This window comes from Dolomitihabitans soli, assembly GCF_022213955.1.
Taxonomy (GTDB): domain Bacteria; phylum Actinomycetota; class Actinomycetes; order Streptosporangiales; family Streptosporangiaceae; genus Streptosporangium_A; species Streptosporangium_A soli.
On sequence record NZ_JAKNTW010000007.1, the window covers coordinates 1 to 19,621 of the forward strand.

Here is a 19,621-nt window from a genome sequence, read left to right on the forward strand (position 1 = left end):
GTTGGGCTGGGCGGAAAGGAGGGTCTGGGTCCAGCCTTCGGTGTCGATGGCGCCCTGGCCGCTGAGGTCGTCGCCTCGGCCGTCGTAGGGGTTGGCGTCGAAGTAGCCGTGGAGGGATCCCTCGGGGCGGTGGCCGTAGTAGACGCCGGCGCCGGGAGACAGTAGGTGGTCGAAGACTTGCCAGGTGGTATCGCGCAGTTGGTAGCGGTCCCAGGAGCCTGCGCCGTTGATGCGGTAGCTGATGAGGGCGCCGCCGGCGGTGGTGCCGAGGATCCACTTTTGGCTGGTGGCGGTGAGGGTTTTCAGGGTGAAGCCGTCGCCGATGAGGGTGTTGTTGGTGATGCCGCCTGCGGTGAGGGTGTCGGTGGCGTTGAGGGTGTAGCGGCGCAGGGCGCCGTCGGCGATGCCGTACAGGTAGGTGCTGTCAAAGGCCAGCAGGTCGTGCGTCCAACCGGTGCCGAGCAGGACCGGCGGATTGTGAACCAGAGTTTCCCCTCCGTTGGAGATCACGTTGATGCGGTAGAGCTTGCCGGTGGTGTCGGTGATGAGGACGGTGTTGAAGTCGAGGGTGGCCAGAGCCTTGGGCGTGAAGGGCAGCGGGGCACCATGGATCGCACCATGAGTGCGCTTGCCGGTCGCGGCATCCATGGCGGTATAGCTAAGGCTCCCATCCGACAGCACCCCGTAAATCGACACCCGGCCGCTTGGTTTCTGGTTCTGGCCCCACTGCCCGAAGTCGGTGGCGTGGGCCTCGTTGCGGTCACAGTCCGCGCCGTCGACCGTGATGCCGTTCTTCACCTGGCGCAGGTGTGCCCGGGAATCCCACTTCTCGTCTGACCAGGCGTAGGTCTGCCAGGCCCAGTCGATCTTGCCTGCGTCCAGCAGCCGTTTGATCACGTAGTAGCCGCCGTAGGCACCGGTGCGCGTGGGTCCGATGACCGAGGCCACCCCGTCGAAGTAGTCGTTGATAGCGCCTTGCTCGCTCGCGGAGGCGTCCCAGTCAACGCTGAAGTAGATCGGCCGCGTGGGGGGCATCCCGCAGGCGATCGCCAAGCGATCGGCCTCTTCGGCGTTGCGGGCGCCCTCGGAGTAACCGCGCTTGGCCTCGTTCGGCTGGTACTCCCAGTTGCTCACGATCTCGAGCCCGGCGGCGCGCAGGCCGTCCGCTTCCGCCCTGGTGAGGACCTTGCCGGTGTCGTTCCAGCTGAGGTAGCGGCAGACGAAGGAGTATCCGGCGGAGACGATCGCGCTGGGCCGGGGGCGGCCCCACGAGTAGTCGATGCCGAGCCGTACGGCGGCTGCGGCGGGCGAGCCGATCGTCAGGCCCGCGGCGGCCCCCAGGGCGGCCGTGCCTGTCGCTCGCAGGAGCGTGCGGCGGGAAAGGTGTCTCATCTCAGACGCTCGCGGAGTTGGGCTGGGCGGAAAGGAGGGTCTGGGTCCAGCCTTCGGTGTCGATGGCGCCCTGGCCGCTGAGGTCGTCGCCTCGGCCGTCGTAGGGGTTGGCGTCGAAGTAGCCGTGGAGGGATCCCTCGGGGCGGTGGCCGTAGTAGACGCCGGCGCCGGGAGACAGTAGGTGGTCGAAGACTTGCCAGGTGGTATCGCGCAGTTGGTAGCGGTCCCAGGAGCCTGCGCCGTTGATGCGGTAGCTGATGAGGGCGCCGCCGGCGGTGGTGCCGAGGATCCACTTTTGGCTGGTGGCGGTGAGGGTTTTCAGGGTGAAGCCGTCGCCGATGAGGGTGTTGTTGGTGATGCCGCCTGCGGTGAGGGTGTCGGTGGCGTTGAGGGTGTAGCGGCGCAGGGCGCCGTCGGCGATGCCGTACAGGTAGGTGCTGTCAAAGGCCAGCAGGTCGTGCGTCCAACCGGTGCCGAGCAGGACCGGCGGATTGTGAACCAGAGTTTCCCCTCCGTTGGAGATCACGTTGATGCGGTAGAGCTTGCCGGTGGTGTCGGTGATGAGGACGGTGTTGAAGTCGAGGGTGGCCAGAGCCTTGGGCGTGAAGGGCAGCGGGGCACCATGGATCGCACCATGAGTGCGCTTGCCGGTCGCGGCATCCATGGCGGTATAGCTAAGGCTCCCATCCGACAGCACCCCGTAAATCGACACCCGGCCGCTCGGCCGATCCGTCGCGCCGACGGGCTCGCTGTAGCCGACGATGTCGGAACTGGAGCGGGAGCGGGAGTGGGTTCTGGTGTGGCCGCCGTCGGTGTTGCCCTCGATCGTATAGACCGTGTTGGAGTTCGCGGAGGTCACGAGGCCGACATGGTCGATGCCGCCGCCGTCCCAGTCGAACACGATCGCGTCGCCGGGCTGGGGCGTGTAGCCGCTGCCGCGGCTGTGCCAAGTGCCGTGCGCCTCGCCGTACTCCCTGAAGGATCGCGCCCAGCCGGTGAGGGTACCGTACGGACCGCCCTCGGCCACGTCGGCGTAGGTGACGCCGGCCTTCTTCCAGACGTACTTGGCGAAGTCGGCGCACCATTCGCTCTTCGCCCACTTCACGCCGTCGGTGCTCGGGCACCCTGAGGTGTCCTTCCAGCCGCCCCGGAAGTACCCGGTGTAGAAGTTGCACTCCGACGAGGTCTGGTAGTTGCGGCTTGAATTGTTGAGTTCGTCCTGCGCCACGGAGACGATGGACGAACGCGCCACCGCCAATGCAGGCGCCGACGAGATGGCGACCACGCCTAGCGCGAGGACGAGCACCGCTAGCAGGCCCTTGAGAATCTTCATGATCGGAGCATCGAAAGGCGCGCTGCAGGTTCGCTCTAAGCCCTTTCCAGCCCTGTGGTCTGAGGACGTCGAAGCGGTGGCAGGCACGCGGCGGCAGTGTGCGTGAGCTCGGCGAACTCTCGGGCCTCGTGCTCGAAGAAGATTTCCAGCGCGGTGGCGAGCATCGCCTCGGCGGCGCTGTCGCCGCGCGCTGCAAGGACGGCTGCCAGGTCGCGTCTGGCCCGAGCTGCCGGGAGCGCGGTGCCGAGCTCCTGTGAGATGGAGATGGACTCGATCAGATGGGCTTCTGCCAGGTCCAGCTCGCCCTCGGCCAGGTGGAGCTCGCCGATGGTGCGCAGCATCAGAGCCTCGCCGTACCGGTCGAGATGGTTTCTGCACGCTTCGAGAGCATCGACCATCGAAGGCAGGCACGCGGCGCCGCGGCCCTGCCGGATCTCCACCTTGACCCACGACTGGACCGCGAACGCGATCATCAGCTGTTCGCCGGAGGCCCGCAGCATGGCGAGGGCCTCGGTGCTGTCCCGTCCGGCCTGAACGTAGTCGCTGAGAGCACGGTGGACCAGGCTTCTGGTCCGCACAGTCAGTGCCTCGCCGCGCCCGCTGTCCGCGCGCCGGTAGGCGGTGAGGGCCTGGTCGAGCAGCGGCCACGCGGCGTCGTACTCGCCGAGCTCGAGGTGGATGGCGGCGGACAGACGGCAGGTCGCGCCGATGCCGATGCCGTCACCCAGCAGGCGGAACAGCTCCGCCGACCTGGACAGCAGCCCCAAGCCCTCGCGCAGGCGGCACTGCTCCCGGCAGGCGCTACCCAGACCGGCCAGGGCGACGGCCTCGCCCCTGCGGTCTCCGGCTTCGATGAAGATGGTGAGCGCCCGCGACAGGTGCTCACGCACCTGGTCGAAGTGATCGAGGCTGTAGTGGATCTGGCCCAGCCCGGCCAGCAGGGCCGCCTCGCCGAGCCGGTTGCCCGCGCGACGGGTCGCAGCCAGCGCCGCAGCGTGGCTGCTGTGCCATTCGGCCAGCCGGTTGGCGGAGAAGACGCGGGAGAAGGAGAGCGCCGTGGCCAGATCGCAGGCGGCCACGTCGCGGTCGAGAGAGGCGGCACGCTCGACCGCCACGATCAAGGCCGGCGTCTCAGCTTCCAGCCATGCCTCGGGGTCGGCCACGACTCGCCTGGCGACGTGGTCGTCCACGGGATGCGCGGAAGCGTAGTGACGGCGCAGCTCGACCTCGCCGGACGGCACCCGGGAGCCGACCTCGACGATCAACTGGAGCCAGCTGCCCAGCGTACGGGAGATGGCCGCATCTCGCTCGGCTGCGGTGTCGCAGGCTTCGGAGCATTCGGCGGCGAAGACCCGCAGCAGATCGTGCAGCCGGAAGCGGGGCTGACCGACCGCGTCGATCGTGACGTGATCGACGAGCTGGGCGTCGACGAGCCGTTCGACGACGTCATCGGCGTCATCGGCGGGAATATCCAGCAGCGGGGCGACGATCCACGAGGGGAAGTCGGGGGTGCCGAGCAGACCGAGCCGGCGGAACGCCGTCTGGGCCCGCTGGTCCAGTAATCGGTAGCTGAGCCCGACGCTGGCCCGGACGGCCACGTCCCCGGCGACGAGTTCGTCCAGCCTGCGGTGCTCTACGCCCAGGCGTCCGGCCATGGTGGCCAGCGTCCAGTGCCGCCGGGTAGCCAGCCGGGCTCCGGCAGTCCGTACGGCCAGCGGCAGCAGACCGCAAAGCCGGACGATCTCAGCGGCGGCGCCCGGCTCCGCGGCCAGGCGATCCTCACCAAGGATGGAGCCGAGGAGCGCAAGCGCGCCTTCTGTGTCCAGAATATCCAGGTCGGTCAGGTGGGCGCAGGCCAGCCCGGCCAGGCGTCCCCGCGAGGTGATCAGGACCGCGCATCCGGTCCCGCCGGGCAGCAGCGGGCGGATCTGCTGCTCGCTGCGAGCGTCGTCGAGGACCAGCAGGACCCGGCGCCGCGCCAGCAGGCTGCGGTAGAGATCGGCCCGATCCTGCGCGGACTCGGGCTGAGAGGCGTAGGGGATACCGAGCGCGCGCAGGAATCTGCTGAGGACCTCCTCTGCCGTCGCCGGGCTGTCGGTGGTGCCCCGTAGGTCCGCGAAAAGCTGGCCGTCCGGATACCGATGGCCTGCCTGGCGCGCCAGATGCACCGCGACGGCGGTCTTGCCCACTCCGCCCTTCCCGGAGATGACAAGGACCGGCGGCGCGGTGTGGTTCATGTCAAGCAGGGGCGTGAGGTCGGCGATGAGAGCTGCCCTGCCTGCCAAGTCCGGCACGTCCGCCGGCAGCTGCGCGGGGATGACCAGCCCGTGCTCCTCCGAGGCCGGCTGGGCCAGCGGGACGAAGCCCAGCAAAGCGACATCCTCGCGGAGGATTGCCTGATGCAACGCGCGCAGATCGGGACCGGGGTCGATTCCGAGCTCCTCGGCCAGGGCCTTGCGGCCGTCCTCGTAGACCGCCAGCGCTTCGGAGGATCGGCCCAGCCGGTAGAGCGCCGTCATCAGGTGGCCGCGCATCCGCTCGCGGGCCGGGTGCGCGGCCACCAGCGAGGTGAGCTCCGCCACTACCTCGCTCTGCCGGCCCAGCTGCAGCTCGACGGCGATCCGCTCGTCAACGACGGTCAGCCGCACTTCGGTCAACCGGGCCGCATCGGCGCTGAGTGCCTCCCCGACCCCGTCCAGAGCGGGACCGCGCCACAGCCCTTCTGCGGCGCGCAACGACCGCGCCGCATCCTCGTGCCGCGCCTCCGCAACAGCGCGCCGGCCGTCGTCGGCCAGCCGCTCGAACGCCTGGACATCGAGTACCCCGTGGTGGAGTCTCACGAGGTATCCGGGAGACCGAGTCTCGATCAGATCGCCGCCCAACTTCCGACGCAGGGCAGACACGTAGGTCTGGACCAGTCCGCGAGCGCTGTCAGGAGCATGAGCGCCCCAGACCAGACGCACCAGCCGATCGATCGAGACCACCTGTCCTGCCCGCAGCAGCAACGCGGCCAGTAGCGCGCGTGGTTTGGGACCGCCCAGCGCTACCCGATGATCACCGTTCCATACCTCGACCGGTCCGAGCAGGCGAAATTCCACTGCTACCTCGCAGGAGGGCACTTGCAGAGAACTTATAGCGAGCCGCCTCATGATCATACAAATGAAGACTCAGCGGAAGGGTCCCCCACGCGAATGACAGATGAACCGATCGTGCTGATGTCTGATCGCCGGGTATCGGCCATCCCCGCGATGGAGTGCGGCGAACCGCTCTTTGATCTGCGCAGGGTGCCGTCTGTGCTCGTGGACGATCGCCAGGCCGACCCGGCCGGAGCCTACACGCACCTGCGCGTAGGTCTGGTGGACCGATTGCTGATCGCGCAGGGCAGGCTTCCCGCCGGGATGCGGTTGCTAATCGTGGAGGGCTACCGGCCGCTCGCGCTGCAGGAGCACTACTTCTCCCGGTACGCCGCTCAACTGCGCCTGGCCAATCCCACGTGGACCGAGGAATTCGTGCACATCCAGGCCAGCCGCTCCCTGGCGCCGCCGGAGGTGGCCCCGCACGTGTGCGGAGCCGCCGTCGATCTCACGCTGGCCGCCGCCGACGGCACCGAGGTGAACATGGGTACGCCGGTCAACGCCGGGCCGGAGGAGAGCGGCGGCGCATGCTACACGCACCATCCAGAGATCTCCCCGGAAGCCTGGGCCAACCGGCGTCTGCTCGGCGACGCCATGAGCGCGGCAGGGTTTGTGAACTACCCGACCGAGTGGTGGCACTGGTCCTATGGCGACCGGTACTGGGCCCTCATGACGGGTGCGCCTGCAGCTCGTTACGGACCCTCTCGGATGAGGTTCCCCCCGAGGTGAGGACACCCCCGACAATGGATCTTGTTCCATAGAGGGGAGTTCAACTGAATCGCTGTCGTCCAAGGGCCAGGAGCTCCAGGCAGCTCATGTCGCGACTCCGCAGGAGGCCAAGGGCTGGTCGTACCTGGTCGAACAGCGCCCGGAACCGGGCGATCTTGTTGCCGCGCAGGGCAGGTGGGGTGGAGAGCCGGTCGGGAGCGAACCGGTGTGGGCCGCGCAGGCTGATCGCAAGGCGTGCATGGCTTCGATCGCGGGATCCAACCACCGGTCGTCTTCGCCGAAGTCGTGGTGGTGCAGCCCGTAGATCTCGAGGTGGCTGGTGCCGAGATTGTCGAGGGTCTGGCCGAGCTGGCGGCGCATGTGGGCAGGGTCGAAGCCGTGGGCGGCGGTGCCTGCGAAGTATCCGACCTTGGAGGACAAGACGACTTGTTCACGCGGGACTTGGGCAATGAGGTGTCCCAGCCGCCGTTCGGACAGGCCGTGGCCATAGACGTCGGCAGTGTCATACAGCCGAGCGCCCAGTTCCCAAGCTGTCTCCAGCCCGGCGATGGCGGCCCTCTCATCAGCGCCGGTGGACCAGCCCATCGGCATGCCGAGGTTGTGATCGGGCCCGCCGATCGCCCAGCAGCCGACGCCGAGGGCCGGGACGGTGATGCCGGTCCGTCCAAGCGTCCGGTTCGCAAGCAGGTTCGAGGTCATCGGCGGGAGCCTCTCGTCGTGGATGCGGGATCCCATCATGAGCGCCGGCCGCCGCGCCGTAGGAACGTTTGGCCACGGTCGGCCGGTGGTTCAGGCGAGTCGGCTGTCGCGGATGATGGCCTGCCACTCTTCGATGATGAAGTCGAATAGGTCACCTGGTCGTTCACACACAAAGACGGGGACGCTGGCGGCTCGGGTTCGGGCGTGACTGTAGAACCCGAGCACAGCGGTGTCGTCGAGCCGGTAGAAGGAGAACATGCGATCACCGGGCCGGTAGTAGATCTCGATCGTCGCGCCCGCCTGGCTGCGCAGCGCGGCGTAGTCGGCCCGGGTGTCGGTGATGCGCCGCTGGAGCTCGGCGACGGTGCGGTCGAAGCGGTCGGCCAGCTCGGCGACGGTGCGGTCGAAGCGGTCGGCCAGCACGGAGACGGTGCGCTCGTCTTCGGGGTCAGCCAGTACAACGCGGATGCGGGCGCCGGGTCGGGCTGCGGGGGCCCAGTGCGGTGGTGATCCGGTCGAAGCCGCGGTAGAAGCGTCGGAACGAGGCCAGTTCCTGTACCCAGCCTCGCCCGATGCTCCAGGTTGACCCGCGACAGCACTCCCGCCCGGGCGAGATCACCGAGAACCTCCGCGCCAGGATCACCGAAGCCGAACAACGCGGCTGGCTCGGTGAAGCCCAAGGCTTGCGCGTCAGTCTGGACGCCGCGCAGGCAAAACTGGCCTCTCTCGACAAGCGCAGCCGGACCGACCTCGGCATCCCGGCCGTCCGTCCGCGATCACATTGATCACGCACTGGGATCCAGTAAGACCGAGGTGAGCCAGGTCAACCGTCGCATCTGCTGGCCGTCGGCCCCCATTGGTTGTTTCGCCACTAAGGATCTTCAGGGAGCTGTGTCAGCAGCAGAAGCGCAGATAGCTCTGCAGGTCGGCGAGGGCCTTGGCGGTCCGTTCCTTGTCGCCGCGATACAGCACGATCTTGCCGTTGCGGCGGGAGGTGACGATCCCGCCGCGGCGGAGCAGGGCCAGTTGCTGGGAGGCGGTGGATTGGCCGATGCCGGCCTGTTCGGCGATCTGTCCGACCGACAGTTCGGCGCCGCGCGCGAACAGCAGCATGATGCGCTGTCTGTCCGGGTTGGCCAGCGCTTTGAGGAAATCGTGGGTGGCCTCGGCGAGCTGGGGCGGCGGCGCACAAGTGTCGCTGGTGCCGTGGTCCTGCTCTGTGCCGGACGGCGGGCAGGTGGGAGCGGTCTGCGGACCGGTTCCTGGGCGATCGGTTGCTGTATCGGTCATGTTCACGTCCCTCCTGCAGGGCACTCTATCCACACATCATCATATTGACATATTATGAAATGAGGATACGTTCCTGGTCATGTCTTCTCTCACCGGACCCGTGGTCATCATCGGAGCTGGGCAATCAGGCATGGCCGCGGCTCACCACGCCCTCCAGGCGGGGCTACGGCCCATCGTGCTGGAGGCCTCCGCCCAGGCGGCCGGGTCCTGGCCGCACTACTACGACAGCCTGCGCCTGTTCTCGCCCGCCCGCTACAGCTCACTGCCAGGCATGGCCTTCGGCGGCGACGGCGAGCGTTACCCCCGCCGTGACGAGGTGGTCGCCTACCTGGAGCGCTACGCCCGCGACCTGTCACGCCTCGGCGCCGAGATCCGCACCGGGGCGCGCGTCAGCGAAGTCGCCGCAGCCGAAGGCGGCAGCTTCGCCGTCCAGGTGGCCGACGGCGAGGTCCTGGAGGCGCGGAGCGTGATCGCCGCGACCGGCTCCTTCGCCCGCCCTCACCGTCCCGCGCTGACCGGTCAGGAGAGGTTCACCGGCCAGATCCTGCACGCCGCCGAATACCGCACCCCCGAACCGCTCGCGGATCGGCGCGTGGTCGTGGTCGGCGCGGGCAACTCCGCCGTGCAGATCGCCTACGAACTGGCCGGGCACGCCCGGGTCACGCTGGCCAGCCGGGACGCGGTCCGCTTTGTCCCGCAGCGGCCGCTGGGCCGCGACGTGCACTTCTGGTTCCGCGTGACCGGCTTCGACCGACTGCCGCTGCGCCGCGCCGGTAACCCGCCCACCCAGCCGGTACTCGATCCGGGCCGCTACCGCGAGGCCTTGCGCGAGGGCAGGCTGGAGCGCCGCCCGATGTTCACCGGCCTGGCCGGAGATCAGGTGGAGTGGGCGGACGGCCGCCGCGAGCGGGTCGACGCCGTACTGCTGGCCACCGGCTACCGGCCCGACCTGGACTACCTCGCCCCGCTCGGCGCGCTGGACGCCGGCGGCCTCCCCCGCCACGCCGGCGGCCTGTCGAGCACCCACCCCGGACTGGGATATCTCGGGCTGGAATGGCAGCGCACCCCCTCCTCCAACAGCCTGCGCGGCGTCGGAGCCGACGCCCGTCATCTGGTCCGCCGGCTCGCCGCCCACCTGCGCGCGAGCCGGGCGTCCACGCGCGCCTGAGCGCACGGCCCCTCTGCTTAGCCGACAGCCTGATTTGACAGGTCTCTAATCAGAAGGGAATCCTACACAGGACTTACTTAGACAAGCTTCAAATCAAGCGTGCGGGCAGAGCCTGGCGACCGGCCTGGCGTAGGCCCGCGCCACCCGCCGGGAGGGACCCGGCGGTCCAGCCGTAGTGAGGAGGACGTCATGAGTGGATGTTGTGGCCCCGACGCCGTCGAAGCCGACCTGAGCGTCCCGGCCGGACGACCTGCCGATCGTGGTGATCGGCGCCGGGCCGGTCGGTCTGGCCGCCGCCGCGCACCTGGCCGAGCGCGGCCTGGACTTCCTGGTACTTGAGGCCGGGCGGCAGGTCGGGGCCTCCGTGGCACGGTGGGGGCACGTGCGGGTGTTCAGCCCGTGGAAGTACAACATCGACGCCGCCGCCCGCCGCCTGCTCACCGCGGCGGGGTGGACGGAGCCGGACCCGGAGTGGCTGCCGACCGGTGCCGAGCTGATCGGCGACTACCTCGCCCCGCTGGCGAAGACGTTCGGCGAGCGGGTACGGCTGGGCACGCGGGTGACCGCGATCAGCCGCCTCGGCTACGACCGGGTCCGCACCACCGGCCGCGAGCAGGCCCCGTTCCTGATCCATCTGGCAGATGGCCAGGAGATCACAGCGCGGGCGGTCGTCGACGCCTCCGGCACCTACACCACACCGAACGTGCTCGGCGCCAGCGGCCTGCCCGCCCAGGGAGAGCAGACGATCTCCATGGATCGCAACAGATTCGGATCACCGGTCTCGATCTGCTGCGCCGGCCACCGCTCAGGCGTCACACTGTTGTCTGCGGTCATCGCCGTTCTCCTTCTTGGAATCGTTGCTACGAAGGATCACGCGATGGCCGTTCTCATTTCACGGCGCCACATCTGTTGACCAGGTCAAACCCGTACACCACTCCCGTGGACGCAACCCCCCACATCCACCAGCGAGGGGACGAGGGCTGCACCAACGCCCGCCAGATCCACCGCGAGATCACCTCGCCAGGTTCCAGGGCAGCTACCATCGCGTCCGCGACTACCTGCAGCAGCACCGCCCCGGCCCCGACCGAGCCGCCCCGGCCGACCGTCCGTCAGGTCACCGCCTGGCTGACCCGCCACCCCGACCGACTCACCCAGGACGACAAGCTCCGCGGACTGCGGCGAATCCTGGCCTGGTCGTGCTGTTGTCACTGAGCGGCCTCCCAGGCCGTCCACAACCCGGCGTACACACCACCGGCATCAACCAGCTCTCCGTGGGTGCCGGTCTCGATAATCCGGCCGTGCGCCATCACCATGATCCGGTCGCAGGTCGCTGCTTGGGAGAGACGGTGCGCGACTACGACTGCGGTGCGCCCGGCGAGGACAGCATCGGCAGCGCGGTCGAGCTGTCCGGCGTAGGTGGAGCCGGCATCGGCGGTCGCTTCGTCGAGGATCACCAGATCAGCGTCGGTGAGCAGCAGGCGGGCGAGGGCGAGCTGCTGCGCCTGTGCGTCGGTGAGCGGGTGTCCGCCGACACCTAGCAGGGTGTCCAACCGGTCGGGGAGAACATCGAGGATCGATGCAGCGCCGGTGGCTTCCAGCGCTGCATGGAGGTCGCGGTCGGTGGCCCCGGGGGCGGCGAGGGTGAGGTTGTCGCGCAGGGTGCCCGCGAAGACGTGGACCTCCTGGGTGATCATCGCGGTACGGCTGGGGCGAGTCACCTTACCGGCCTCAGGCAGGTGGGTGCCGGTGACCACGCCGGCGAGCGTGGTCTTGCCCGCCCCGGACACGCCGACGACGGCCACGCGCTGACCGGACGGGATGTCGAGGGTGATGTCGTCGAGCACCCGTGGCCCCTCGCCGTAACGGAACGAGACCTCGTCGAGCTGTACGGCGGTGCTCGCGGCCTGTGACGGGACATCCGACGAGCTGAACGGAATCGTGACGACCCCGATCATGCGGCTCAGCGATGCGAGGGCGGACTGGAGGGTGTCGATGACCAGCAGCAGCTGGTTGACGGGTCCGAGCAGGCGTAGCACGAGCAGCATGGCGGTGGTGGCGCCGCCGACGGTCGATGCGTTGTGGTCGATGAGGACGAAGCCGACGACGAGTACGGCGGCCAGGCTCAGGCACTCCCCGAGGTTGAGCCGGGCATTGAGCATGCTCAGCACGGTGCGTGCGCGTAGCGACTGCCCCGCGACGCGCCAGGAGTCCGTCATCACAGCCCGGTGTCGTTGCTCGGTGAGCCCGAAGCCGAGCACGGTGGCGTAGCCGCGCTGGGACTCGAGGATCTGCTGGGCACGCGCGCTCATCGCCGTGCGCTCGGCGCGGTAGACCCCTGGTCCGGTGCGCAGGTACCAGCGCACGGCCAGCACGTAGACCGGCAGCACGACGGCGAAGGCGGCCGCGTAGGGCCATTCCAGTGCCGCGAGCCCGCCCAGCGACACGACGATGGTGAAGGCGGTGACGGTGAGCACCGGGATCACGGCGGGGGCGGCGTCGGCGACCGCGGTGACGTCGTCGCTGGACCGCGAGATCAGGTCTCCGGTGCCGGCGCGCTCGACGAGGTGCTGTGGGAGCGTCATCGCGTGGCCCACGAGCTGCTCGCGCAGCGCGGCGAGGATGGAGTGGTAGACGCGGGTGGCGAGCACGATCGTCAGCGCGGTGCCCGCGGCACCGAGGACTGCCGAGAGCGCCATGACGACCGTGACCGTCAGCACTGTGGCGAGGTCCGCGGTGCCGGCCTGCACGCGGTCGACGAGGAATCCGATCGCCCCGGGAACGATCAGGTCGACGCCGGTGCTGACGATCCCCAGCGCCCCGGTCGCGGCGAGCCGGAGCCGGTACCCGTGGCTGAGCCGCCACACCTCCCTGACCGTCTCGCGGCCGCTCGCGACCGGCAGCCCGGGCAGCCCGGCATCGGAAGCCGCAGTCTCGGGCACGGCGGAGGTGCCGCTCACCGCGCCGTCCTTGAGGGCGCGGGTACGTCGTCAGGCAGCTCGACGACGCGGTCGCAGGCAGCGAGCAGCGCCGGGGTCGAGGCGATCAGCAGCGTCGAGCGGCCTGCCCGGACACCGCGAAGCCGGCTTGCGATCGTGTGCTCGGTGACCGAGTCGACTGCGGTGGTCGGGTCGTGCAGCACGAGCACCGGCGCGTCACTCGCCAGGGCGCGGGCGAGCGCGACCCGCTGGCGCTGGCCGCCCGAGAGTCGGTTGCCGCCCTCGCCGACCGGGACGTCGAGGTCGGCCGCGAAGTCGTCGCAAGCGGCGGCTCGCACCGCGGCGTCCACCCGCTCGGGCGCGCCCGCGATCACGGCGACGTTGTCGCGGAGTGTGCCGCTGAACAGCGTGGCGCGGTGCGGCGCGACGGTGACCCGGGAGCGGTACTCGACCGGGGACAGCTCCCGCGCCGCGATCCCGTCGAGCCGCGCCTCGACCCCTCCCTCGGCCCGCGGGTCCAGCAGCGCCTCGACGACACGGGCGGCGGTCCGGTCGTCGGCGCGCACGCCCACGAGCTCGCCGGGCTCGACCCGGATTGTCACGCCGGGCCCGGAGATGCTCGGCACGACCACGTCCAGCTCCGGCAGCGCGGTGACCTCCCGCCGGGTCGCGTCATCGGGCTCGGCCGTCGACGTGGCGTTGTCCCGCAGCACGTCGAGGACACGCGCGGACGAGGCGCGGGCACCGGCGAGATTGGGGATGGACGTGCTCGCGATCGCTTGGATCTGCGGCAGCAGTGCCTGGGTGAGGCCGACGGCGGTGATCAGCTCGCCGATGCTGAGCTGTCCGTCCACGGCGAACCAGCCCGCCAGCCCCATCACCGCGGCGACGAACGTGCCGCTGACCACGCCCGAGCCCACAAGGAACCTCCCCAGCAGGCCCGCGTTGCGCCTGGCGCCGACAAGGGTCTCCTGGCTTGCCTGCCGGTACCGGCTGGTCGCCTCGGCCTCGGCACGCACCCCCTTGATCACCCGGTAGCCGGCGACCAGGTCCGTGGCCTGTCCGACCGTGGAGGCCAGCAGCTCCTGGTACTCGCGGGTGTCCCGGGAGAGCCGCTCGCTGAGCACGCCCATCGACCAGACCGCGACAGGCGCCCCGAACAGCACCACGAGTCCGAGCAGCCAGTGCGTCGCCAGCAGCGATGCCGCGATGAATCCGATGGCCGTGATCCTCGAGACCGGGATAATCATCAGGATCACCGCGTTGGACAGGCGCGCGACGTCGTTCGTCATCACCGAGACCACGCTGCCGTCCGGCGCACGGGCGGTGCCGCCGACCGAGTGCAGCACGCCCGTGGAGAGGGTGCCGCGGAGTCGGTGCTGCAGTACCTGCACCGCATAGGCGGTCAGCCGCAGCGAGAGCCTCGCCGTCGACGTCAGCGCGACGTAGAGGGCCACCAGCACGCCGAGCCACAGGACCAGCTGTCCCTCATCCCCGGTCGCCAGGGCCCGGTCGATCGCGAGTCCCATCACCACCGGGACCGCGGACTCGCCCACCTGCCACACGATCGCCAGCAGCATCGCGGGAACGCTGACCCGCCTCACCGAGAAGATCACGCGCAGCAGGAACCGGCCCGGGGTGATCCCCGGCCCGGACCCGAACGGCCGAGCATCGAGCGGCTCGGCGGGAGCAAGCAGGAGCACTGGCAGCCGGCGGGTCAGTGGTCCTCGCCCCAGCCCTGCGGTGTCGGCGCCCGAGAAACGCGAGGAGTTCCTCACGCTTGGCTCCGGTCCCTGCTCCTGAGCGGGAAGCACCAGAGCAAGGCATCGGCAAAGATTCCTCGCCACCATGCGTAGTCGTGTCCGCCGGCGAACTCTCTGTAGAGGGTGTCGTAGCCCTTCCCGGTGAGCACATGGTCCAACCAGCGACTGTGGGTGTTCGAGCTCTCCAGCTCACCAACGTCGTGGAAGATGCGGATCGGTGCCGTTTCTGCGGCCAGGTAGTCGGCGATCAGTGTCGGTACGGGGGTGCGGCGCAGCAGCTCACCTGACCCGGTGCCCCACGTGAGGTCAGGGTGGTACCCGCACGACGGGGACTGGAGGATGGCGTTGCCGAACGTCGTCGGGTGGTGGAGCGCTGTCCAGCCAGCGCACAGACCGCCGAAGCTCTCGCCGGCCAGCGCAACGTCACCGGGGTCCCGCGAGAGCGGATACCGGTGGTGGAGCCACGGCAGCAGTTCCTGGACCAGCATCTGGGAGAACGCCGAGTTGCAGAGCAGCTCTTTGTCGCGCTGCAGTGCGGGCTGACCGACGAGGACCACCACGCAGGGTCGGACCAGTCCCGCCCGGACCAGGGCGTCACGAACGCTCGGCGCGCTGTGGTCCGGCGTCCCGTCCAGGTGGATCACGAAGGGCAGTGCGCTCTCGTCCGAGAACTCTCCCGCGGGCATCGAGACCCAGATGCGGCGTTCGTCTCCCAGGAGCTCGCTCGCCAGCACGGCAGTTTCCACTGCCGGGGCCGGCCGCGCTTCGGCCTGATCGAGCCAGGGCAACGGCGCTGCGTCGGGCAGCACTGCCACCGAGGCCCCGGAGAACCGCTCCACCGAGCACTCCGAGAACCTCGGTGGTGGGTTGAACGGGTCCGGAACCTGTTCGCCCTCACCCGTCGGCCCACGTCGTGCGAACACGTACGAGAAGCGCAGGTCGGAACGTATCCGCAGGGTGAGAACGCGGAACGGCGCCCCCGCCACCGAGGCGAACTCCGTGTCGATCGGGTTGAAGCCGATTTTGGGGCCGATCACCACCGAGAGGGTGACCGTCGTGTCGTCTCCGGGCTCGTCGACGAACGTCACCTCCACCTCGTCCGCAGAGACCCGCTCGACAAGCGGTGCACCCATCTCCTCGAGATGTCGTCTGAATCTTTCCGGGCTCCACTCACCGGTCGACAACTTCTCGACAAACGGATCAGCCATTTCTCGCGCTCTCTACGTCGGTATCATCAGCGGACCTCTGTCGGGTTCGTTCGCGGCCGAGCGGCACCACCTGAGGGCTGCCGGCCACCGGATCGGGCATCACCAGGCAGCGCAGACCGAACACCTCCTCGACCAGCTCGGCCGTGACGACCTCGTCCGGAGTGCCCTCGGCGACCACGGCGCCGTCCTTCATGGCGATCAGGTGGGTGCCGTAGCGGGCAGCGTGGTTCAGGTCGTGCAGTACGGCGACCAGGGTGTGGCCGACGTGGTGCAGGTCGGTGAACAGCTCCATCAGCTCGATCTGGTAGGTGATGTCGAGGAAGGTGGTCGGTTCATCGAGCAGCATGATGTCGGTGTGCTGCGCGAGCGCCATCGCCACCCACACGCGCTGGCGCTGCCCGCCCGACAGCTCGTCCACCAGGCGCCCGGACAGGTCGGTGACCGAGGTCTGGTGCATCGCCCTGAGCACGGCCTGCTCGTCGTCCTCGGTCCACTGCCGGATGAACCCCTGGTGGGGGTACCGTCCCCGGGCCACCAGGTCGGCGACGGTGATCCCGTCCGGGGCGATCGAGGTCTGCGGCAGCAGTCCGACCCGCCGCGCCACCTCTTTGGTCTTGTAGGAGTTGATGTCGGCACCGTCGAGGACGACCTGCCCGCCCGACGGCTTCAGCAGTCGGGACAGGCCGCGCAGCAGGGTGGACTTGCCGCACGCGTTCGGGCCGACGATGACCGTGAACGACTCGTCGGGGATCGCCACTGAGAGGCGCTCGGAGATGATCCGCTTGTCGTAGCCGATCGTCGCCGACTCCACACGAAGGCGCGCGGTGTCGGGCGGGGTCGCGCTCATAGGCGTCTCCTGGCTTCGGTGAACAGCAGGTATCCGAGGTAGCCGCCGCCGAGCACGACGGTGACAATGCCGACCGGCAGCGGGGTGGGGGCGACGTGCTGGGCGAGGTAGTCCGACGCCAGGCATAGCAGCGCGCCGACGAAGGCGGCGGGGGCGAGGGTGGTCCCGGCGGTGCGGGCGAGTCGGCGTCCGATCTGCGGGGCGACCAGGGAGATGAACGCGATCGGCCCCGACGCGGCCGTGACCGTCGCCGTCAGCGCCACTCCCACCAGGATCAGGGCGAGGCGTGCGGGCGAGACCCGTACCCCTTGCGAGGCGGCCGCGTCGTCACCCAGCTCCATCTGCCGCATCGGCCGGCTCAACATCCCGGCCAGCAGCAGGAGTACGGCGATGCAGGCGCCGCCGATGACGACCTGCTCCCAGGACACGCCGTTGAGCGACCCGGCACCCCAAGCGGCCGCGGACATCGCCTGGTCCAGGTCGGCCTTGAGGATCAGCCAGGTGTTGAGCGACCCGAGCATCGCCGAGACGCCGATGCCGACGATGATCAGCCGGAACCCCTGCACCCCTCGTCGGTGGGCGAGCACGTACACGGCCACGGCGGTGGCCATCCCGCCCAGCAACGCCCCGCCGACCAGCTGCACGTAGGTGCCGTTGACGACCAGGATCACGATCAGCGCGCCGGTGTAGGAGCCTTGGGAGAACCCGATGATGCCGGGGTCGGCGAGAGGGTTGCGCAACAGTGACTGGAAGACCGCCCCGCTCACCCCCAGAGCTGCGCCGAACACCAGCGCCGCGGCCACCCGGGGCAGCCGCCACTCGACCACGATGTCGTGGACGATGCCGGTATCCCGGCCGGTCAGTGCGGAGAGCACCTGCCCGGGGCTCAGCGGGTACGAGCCGGTCATCAGCGCGAGCACCGCCGTACCGGCGACCGCGACCGCGAGCAGCGCGCAGACGACGACCGAGCGCCACTGGAGCCGTACCGCGATCCGCCGGCGCCGCAGTACCAGCACCCGCCGCCCGAAGTCCACCCGCGGAATGTGCGTGCTCATAGTCCGCTCGCCTTCTTCCGCCGCACCAGCGCGACGAGAACGGGAGCGCCGACGAAGGCGGTGACGATACCCACGGGGATCTCGCTGGGTCTCATCACGATGCGGCCGAGGATGTCGGAGACCAGCAGCAGGCTCGGGGCGAGGAGGATGCTGTAGGCGAAGATCCAGCGTTGGTGCGGGCCGACGATCCAGCGGGCCACGTGCGGCACCATGAGTCCGACGAATGCGATGGGTCCGGCGATCGCGGTGGCGCCACCGGCCAGGAGGGTGAGTGCGATCACCGCAAGCACACGGGTGCGTACCAACCGGACCCCTTGGGCGACCGCCAGCTCGTCACCCAGAGCCAGAGCGTTGAGTGGGCCCGACACCGCGAAGGCCAGGATGAGTGCCACCGCGAAGAACGGCAGGATCGGCCACACGACCTCGAGCGGGCGACCCACGATCGACCCGGCGTTCCAGTACCGCATCGCGTCGAAGGCGTCCGGGTTGGTCAACTGGAGCGCCTCTCTGGCGCCGCCGAGCACGGCGCCGACGCAGACCCCGGTGAGCACTATGACCACCGGCGAGGAGCCCTGCCGTGTCGACCCAAGGGCGAGCACCAGGAGCGTGACGATCAGTGCCCCCGCGAACGCGAACCACATGTAGCCCTGGGCGTCGCGGACGCCGAGCAAGCCCACGGCGACCGTCACCGCGAAGGACGCACCGGCATTGACGCCGAGGATACCCGGATCGGCCAAGGGATTGCGGGTGAGCGCCTGGATCAACGCGCCCGACAAACCGAGTGCGACGCCGACGACCAGACCCACGATCGTGCGCGGCAGCCGGAAGTCGCGGATCGCGAACTGGTCGATGCCGGCAGAGGAGCGGAACAGCGCGTCCCACACCACTGACGGCGCGATCGCCGTCGACCCGATCATGACACTCAGCACCAGCAGGACCACCAGCACCACCAGCGCGACGACCAGGCCGAGCAGACGACGACGCGGTCCGGGCACCGTCTCGGTGCCCGGACCGTCCTGCCGCAGGGCGAGGGCTGTCACTTCTTGGCTGGGAGGGTCGCCAGTGCGCTGTCGAGCGAGTCCAGGTACCGGATGACGGGCCCGTAGGAGTTGTTGCTGGGGCAGAAGACTCCCAGCGCACGACCGGAGCTCACGGCAGGCAGCGCCTTCCAGGTGTTGGTCTCGACCACCGGCACGAAGGGCTCTGTCGGCTGGCCCGCGGCGTCGACGGGGTAGGTGATCACGTCGTACTTGGACAGCTCACCGATCTGCTCGAACGGCAAGGACTCGTAGGCCAAGGGGTCCTTGCCCTCGGCCGCCTCAGGGAGGTCCAGGCCGACGTCGTCCCGGGCAATCTCGGAGCAACCGATGTCCGCGATGTAGAACGTTCCGGGATCGCTCCAGTCTCCGCGGGAGACGTCGACGAACGAGGTGCCGTCGATGACCTTGCCGTAGGTCTCCTGAATCTTGGCGACCTTTTCCTTGAACTCCGCCTTCTGCCGGCTGAGCGCATCCGCGACGTTGCCGGCCTCCGCGATGGCGTCGGCGAAGGCCTTCCACTCGGTGTCGAGCCCCCAGAGCACGGTCGGGGCGATCGCCTCGAGTCGCTTGCCGATCTTGTCCCAGTCATTCGAGTGGAACTGGACCAGGATGAGGTCCGGCTTGAGGCTGGCGAGCTTCTCGAGGTCTACCTCACCACCGCTGCTGCCGACGATCTCGGCTGCCTCGTACACAGTCCTCTGTTCCTTCGGCAGCACGTCGAGGTCGGAGTCGGACACCTCGGTGACGCCCACTGGCTTGCCACCCAGATCGATGAAGGGGAGGTTCGTGTTGCCGATCGTGACGATCCGCTGGGGGGCGAAGGGAACCTCGATGGTGCCGTTCTCGGCCTTGACGCTGCGGGTCTCGGCGGCCTCGACGCTGGGGGTCTCCACGGCCTTGTCGCCGGTGTCGCCGCCGTCACTGCCGCAGGCGGTGAGGACGAGCGACGCGCTCATCAGTGCGGCAGCAAGGGCTGCGCCGCGCCTCATCAGGGAGGTGTTGCTCATGGGTGTTCGCTTCTTTCTCT

Annotated in this window: 18 protein-coding genes and 1 pseudogene; 5 read left to right on the forward strand and 14 right to left on the reverse strand. The window is 69.2% G+C overall.

Annotated elements, in window-relative coordinates; translation table 11 throughout:
• The 4 genes and pseudogenes from MBA17_RS15585 to MBA17_RS50430 form a co-directional block, all read right to left on the reverse strand.
• Positions 1-1,392, reverse strand: a 1,392-nt coding sequence (locus MBA17_RS15585) for a DUF1906 domain-containing protein (RefSeq protein WP_238497180.1), incomplete at its 3' end; no start/stop codon positions are given.
• A gap of 1 nt (position 1,393) precedes the next feature.
• Positions 1,394-2,725 carry a CHAP domain-containing protein gene (locus tag MBA17_RS15590; protein ID WP_238497181.1) on the reverse strand — a complete coding sequence of 444 codons (1,332 nt, stop codon included), beginning with the start codon at positions 2,723-2,725 and terminating at the stop codon, positions 1,394-1,396.
• Between the two features lie 35 nt (positions 2,726-2,760).
• Positions 2,761-5,565 (reverse strand): BTAD domain-containing putative transcriptional regulator, encoded by a 2,805-nt coding sequence (locus MBA17_RS15595; protein ID WP_238497182.1) that lies wholly within the window; start codon positions 5,563-5,565, stop codon positions 2,761-2,763.
• A gap of 15 nt (positions 5,566-5,580) precedes the next feature.
• A pseudogene (locus MBA17_RS50430) lies at positions 5,581-5,880 on the reverse strand (AfsR/SARP family transcriptional regulator); the annotation flags it as partial.
• A 36-nt stretch (positions 5,881-5,916) separates the two neighbouring features.
• On the opposite strand from MBA17_RS50430, the gene MBA17_RS15600 reads away from it, so the two are divergent.
• A complete protein-coding gene (locus MBA17_RS15600) occupies positions 5,917-6,588 on the forward strand; it encodes a M15 family metallopeptidase (protein ID WP_238497183.1) in 672 nt (223 codons plus the stop codon).
• A gap of 84 nt (positions 6,589-6,672) precedes the next feature.
• Here the strand turns inward: MBA17_RS15600 and MBA17_RS15605 are convergent, their stop codons facing one another.
• Together MBA17_RS15605 and MBA17_RS15610 are read right to left on the reverse strand one after the other, a co-directional pair.
• The gene (locus MBA17_RS15605; protein ID WP_238497184.1) at positions 6,673-7,287 is read right to left on the reverse strand and encodes an aldo/keto reductase; all 615 of its coding nucleotides are present in this window, start codon (positions 7,285-7,287) and stop codon (positions 6,673-6,675) included.
• A gap of 90 nt (positions 7,288-7,377) precedes the next feature.
• Positions 7,378-7,710 carry a hypothetical protein gene (locus MBA17_RS15610; RefSeq protein WP_238497185.1) on the reverse strand — a complete coding sequence of 111 codons (333 nt, stop codon included), beginning with the start codon at positions 7,708-7,710 and terminating at the stop codon, positions 7,378-7,380.
• Positions 7,711-7,859: 149 nt separating this feature from the next.
• Here MBA17_RS15610 and MBA17_RS15615 point away from each other — a divergent pair, with 149 nt between their 5' ends.
• Positions 7,860-8,072 carry a hypothetical protein gene (locus tag MBA17_RS15615; RefSeq protein WP_238497186.1) on the forward strand — a complete coding sequence of 71 codons (213 nt, stop codon included), beginning with the start codon at positions 7,860-7,862 and terminating at the stop codon, positions 8,070-8,072.
• Positions 8,073-8,181: 109 nt separating this feature from the next.
• Here MBA17_RS15615 and MBA17_RS15620 read toward each other — a convergent pair whose 3' ends face one another.
• Positions 8,182-8,577 (reverse strand): ArsR/SmtB family transcription factor, encoded by a 396-nt coding sequence (locus MBA17_RS15620; RefSeq protein ID WP_238497568.1) that lies wholly within the window; start codon positions 8,575-8,577, stop codon positions 8,182-8,184.
• Between the two features lie 79 nt (positions 8,578-8,656).
• On the opposite strand from MBA17_RS15620, the gene MBA17_RS15625 reads away from it, so the two are divergent.
• The 3 genes from MBA17_RS15625 to MBA17_RS15635 all read left to right on the forward strand — a co-directional run bounded on the left by MBA17_RS15625 (position 8,657) and on the right by MBA17_RS15635 (position 10,957).
• A complete protein-coding gene (locus MBA17_RS15625) occupies positions 8,657-9,745 on the forward strand; it encodes a flavin-containing monooxygenase (RefSeq protein ID WP_238497187.1) in 1,089 nt (362 codons plus the stop codon).
• A gap of 259 nt (positions 9,746-10,004) precedes the next feature.
• Positions 10,005-10,658 (forward strand): FAD-dependent oxidoreductase, encoded by a 654-nt coding sequence (locus MBA17_RS15630; protein ID WP_238497188.1) that lies wholly within the window; start codon positions 10,005-10,007, stop codon positions 10,656-10,658.
• A gap of 26 nt (positions 10,659-10,684) precedes the next feature.
• Positions 10,685-10,957 (forward strand): hypothetical protein, encoded by a 273-nt coding sequence (locus tag MBA17_RS15635; protein ID WP_238497189.1) that lies wholly within the window; start codon positions 10,685-10,687, stop codon positions 10,955-10,957.
• Here the strand turns inward: MBA17_RS15635 and MBA17_RS15640 are convergent.
• The 7 genes from MBA17_RS15640 to MBA17_RS15670 form a co-directional block, all read right to left on the reverse strand.
• On the reverse strand, positions 10,951-12,702 hold the full coding sequence (locus tag MBA17_RS15640) for an ABC transporter ATP-binding protein (RefSeq protein ID WP_238497190.1): 1,752 nt from the start codon (positions 12,700-12,702) through the stop codon (positions 10,951-10,953). The two genes, MBA17_RS15635 and MBA17_RS15640, sit on opposite strands and share 7 nt — an antisense overlap.
• Positions 12,699-14,459, reverse strand: coding sequence for an ABC transporter transmembrane domain-containing protein (locus MBA17_RS15645; protein WP_238497191.1), 1,761 nt, complete (start codon positions 14,457-14,459; stop codon positions 12,699-12,701). Before MBA17_RS15645 ends, MBA17_RS15640 begins: the two co-directional genes overlap by 4 nt.
• Positions 14,456-15,577: an alpha/beta hydrolase gene (locus tag MBA17_RS15650; RefSeq protein WP_238497192.1), complete on the reverse strand. Its 1,122-nt coding sequence runs from the start codon at positions 15,575-15,577 to the stop codon at positions 14,456-14,458. The genes MBA17_RS15645 and MBA17_RS15650 overlap by 4 nt, the downstream gene beginning before the upstream one ends.
• Positions 15,578-15,644: 67 nt before the next feature.
• On the reverse strand, positions 15,645-16,499 hold the full coding sequence (locus tag MBA17_RS15655) for an ABC transporter ATP-binding protein (RefSeq protein ID WP_238497193.1): 855 nt from the start codon (positions 16,497-16,499) through the stop codon (positions 15,645-15,647).
• Positions 16,496-17,554 carry a FecCD family ABC transporter permease gene (locus MBA17_RS15660; protein WP_238497194.1) on the reverse strand — a complete coding sequence of 353 codons (1,059 nt, stop codon included), beginning with the start codon at positions 17,552-17,554 and terminating at the stop codon, positions 16,496-16,498. Before MBA17_RS15660 ends, MBA17_RS15655 begins: the two co-directional genes overlap by 4 nt.
• The gene (locus MBA17_RS15665) at positions 17,551-18,594 is read right to left on the reverse strand and encodes a FecCD family ABC transporter permease (protein WP_238497195.1); all 1,044 of its coding nucleotides are present in this window, start codon (positions 18,592-18,594) and stop codon (positions 17,551-17,553) included. Before MBA17_RS15665 ends, MBA17_RS15660 begins: the two co-directional genes overlap by 4 nt.
• Complete coding sequence (locus MBA17_RS15670; RefSeq protein WP_238497196.1) at positions 18,591-19,601, reverse strand: ABC transporter substrate-binding protein; 1,011 nt, start codon at positions 19,599-19,601, stop codon at positions 18,591-18,593. Before MBA17_RS15670 ends, MBA17_RS15665 begins: the two co-directional genes overlap by 4 nt.
• Positions 19,602-19,621 lie beyond the last annotated feature (20 nt).

Coding starts and splice junctions, on each gene's coding strand:
- MBA17_RS15650 (WP_238497192.1), bottom strand. CDS start 15,577: ATGGGTGCACCGCTTGTCGAGCGGGTCTCTGCGGACGAGGTGGAGGTG.
- MBA17_RS15615 (WP_238497186.1), top strand. CDS start 7,860: ATGCTCCAGGTTGACCCGCGACAGCACTCCCGCCCGGGCGAGATCACC.
- MBA17_RS15670 (WP_238497196.1), bottom strand. CDS start 19,601: ATGAGCAACACCTCCCTGATGAGGCGCGGCGCAGCCCTTGCTGCCGCA.
- MBA17_RS15655 (WP_238497193.1), bottom strand. CDS start 16,499: ATGAGCGCGACCCCGCCCGACACCGCGCGCCTTCGTGTGGAGTCGGCG.
- MBA17_RS15620 (WP_238497568.1), bottom strand. CDS start 8,577: ATGACCGATACAGCAACCGATCGCCCAGGAACCGGTCCGCAGACCGCT.
- MBA17_RS15600 (WP_238497183.1), top strand. CDS start 5,917: ATGACAGATGAACCGATCGTGCTGATGTCTGATCGCCGGGTATCGGCC.
- MBA17_RS15660 (WP_238497194.1), bottom strand. CDS start 17,554: ATGAGCACGCACATTCCGCGGGTGGACTTCGGGCGGCGGGTGCTGGTA.
- MBA17_RS15590 (WP_238497181.1), bottom strand. CDS start 2,725: ATGAAGATTCTCAAGGGCCTGCTAGCGGTGCTCGTCCTCGCGCTAGGC.
- MBA17_RS15625 (WP_238497187.1), top strand. CDS start 8,657: ATGTCTTCTCTCACCGGACCCGTGGTCATCATCGGAGCTGGGCAATCA.
- MBA17_RS15605 (WP_238497184.1), bottom strand. CDS start 7,287: ATGACCTCGAACCTGCTTGCGAACCGGACGCTTGGACGGACCGGCATC.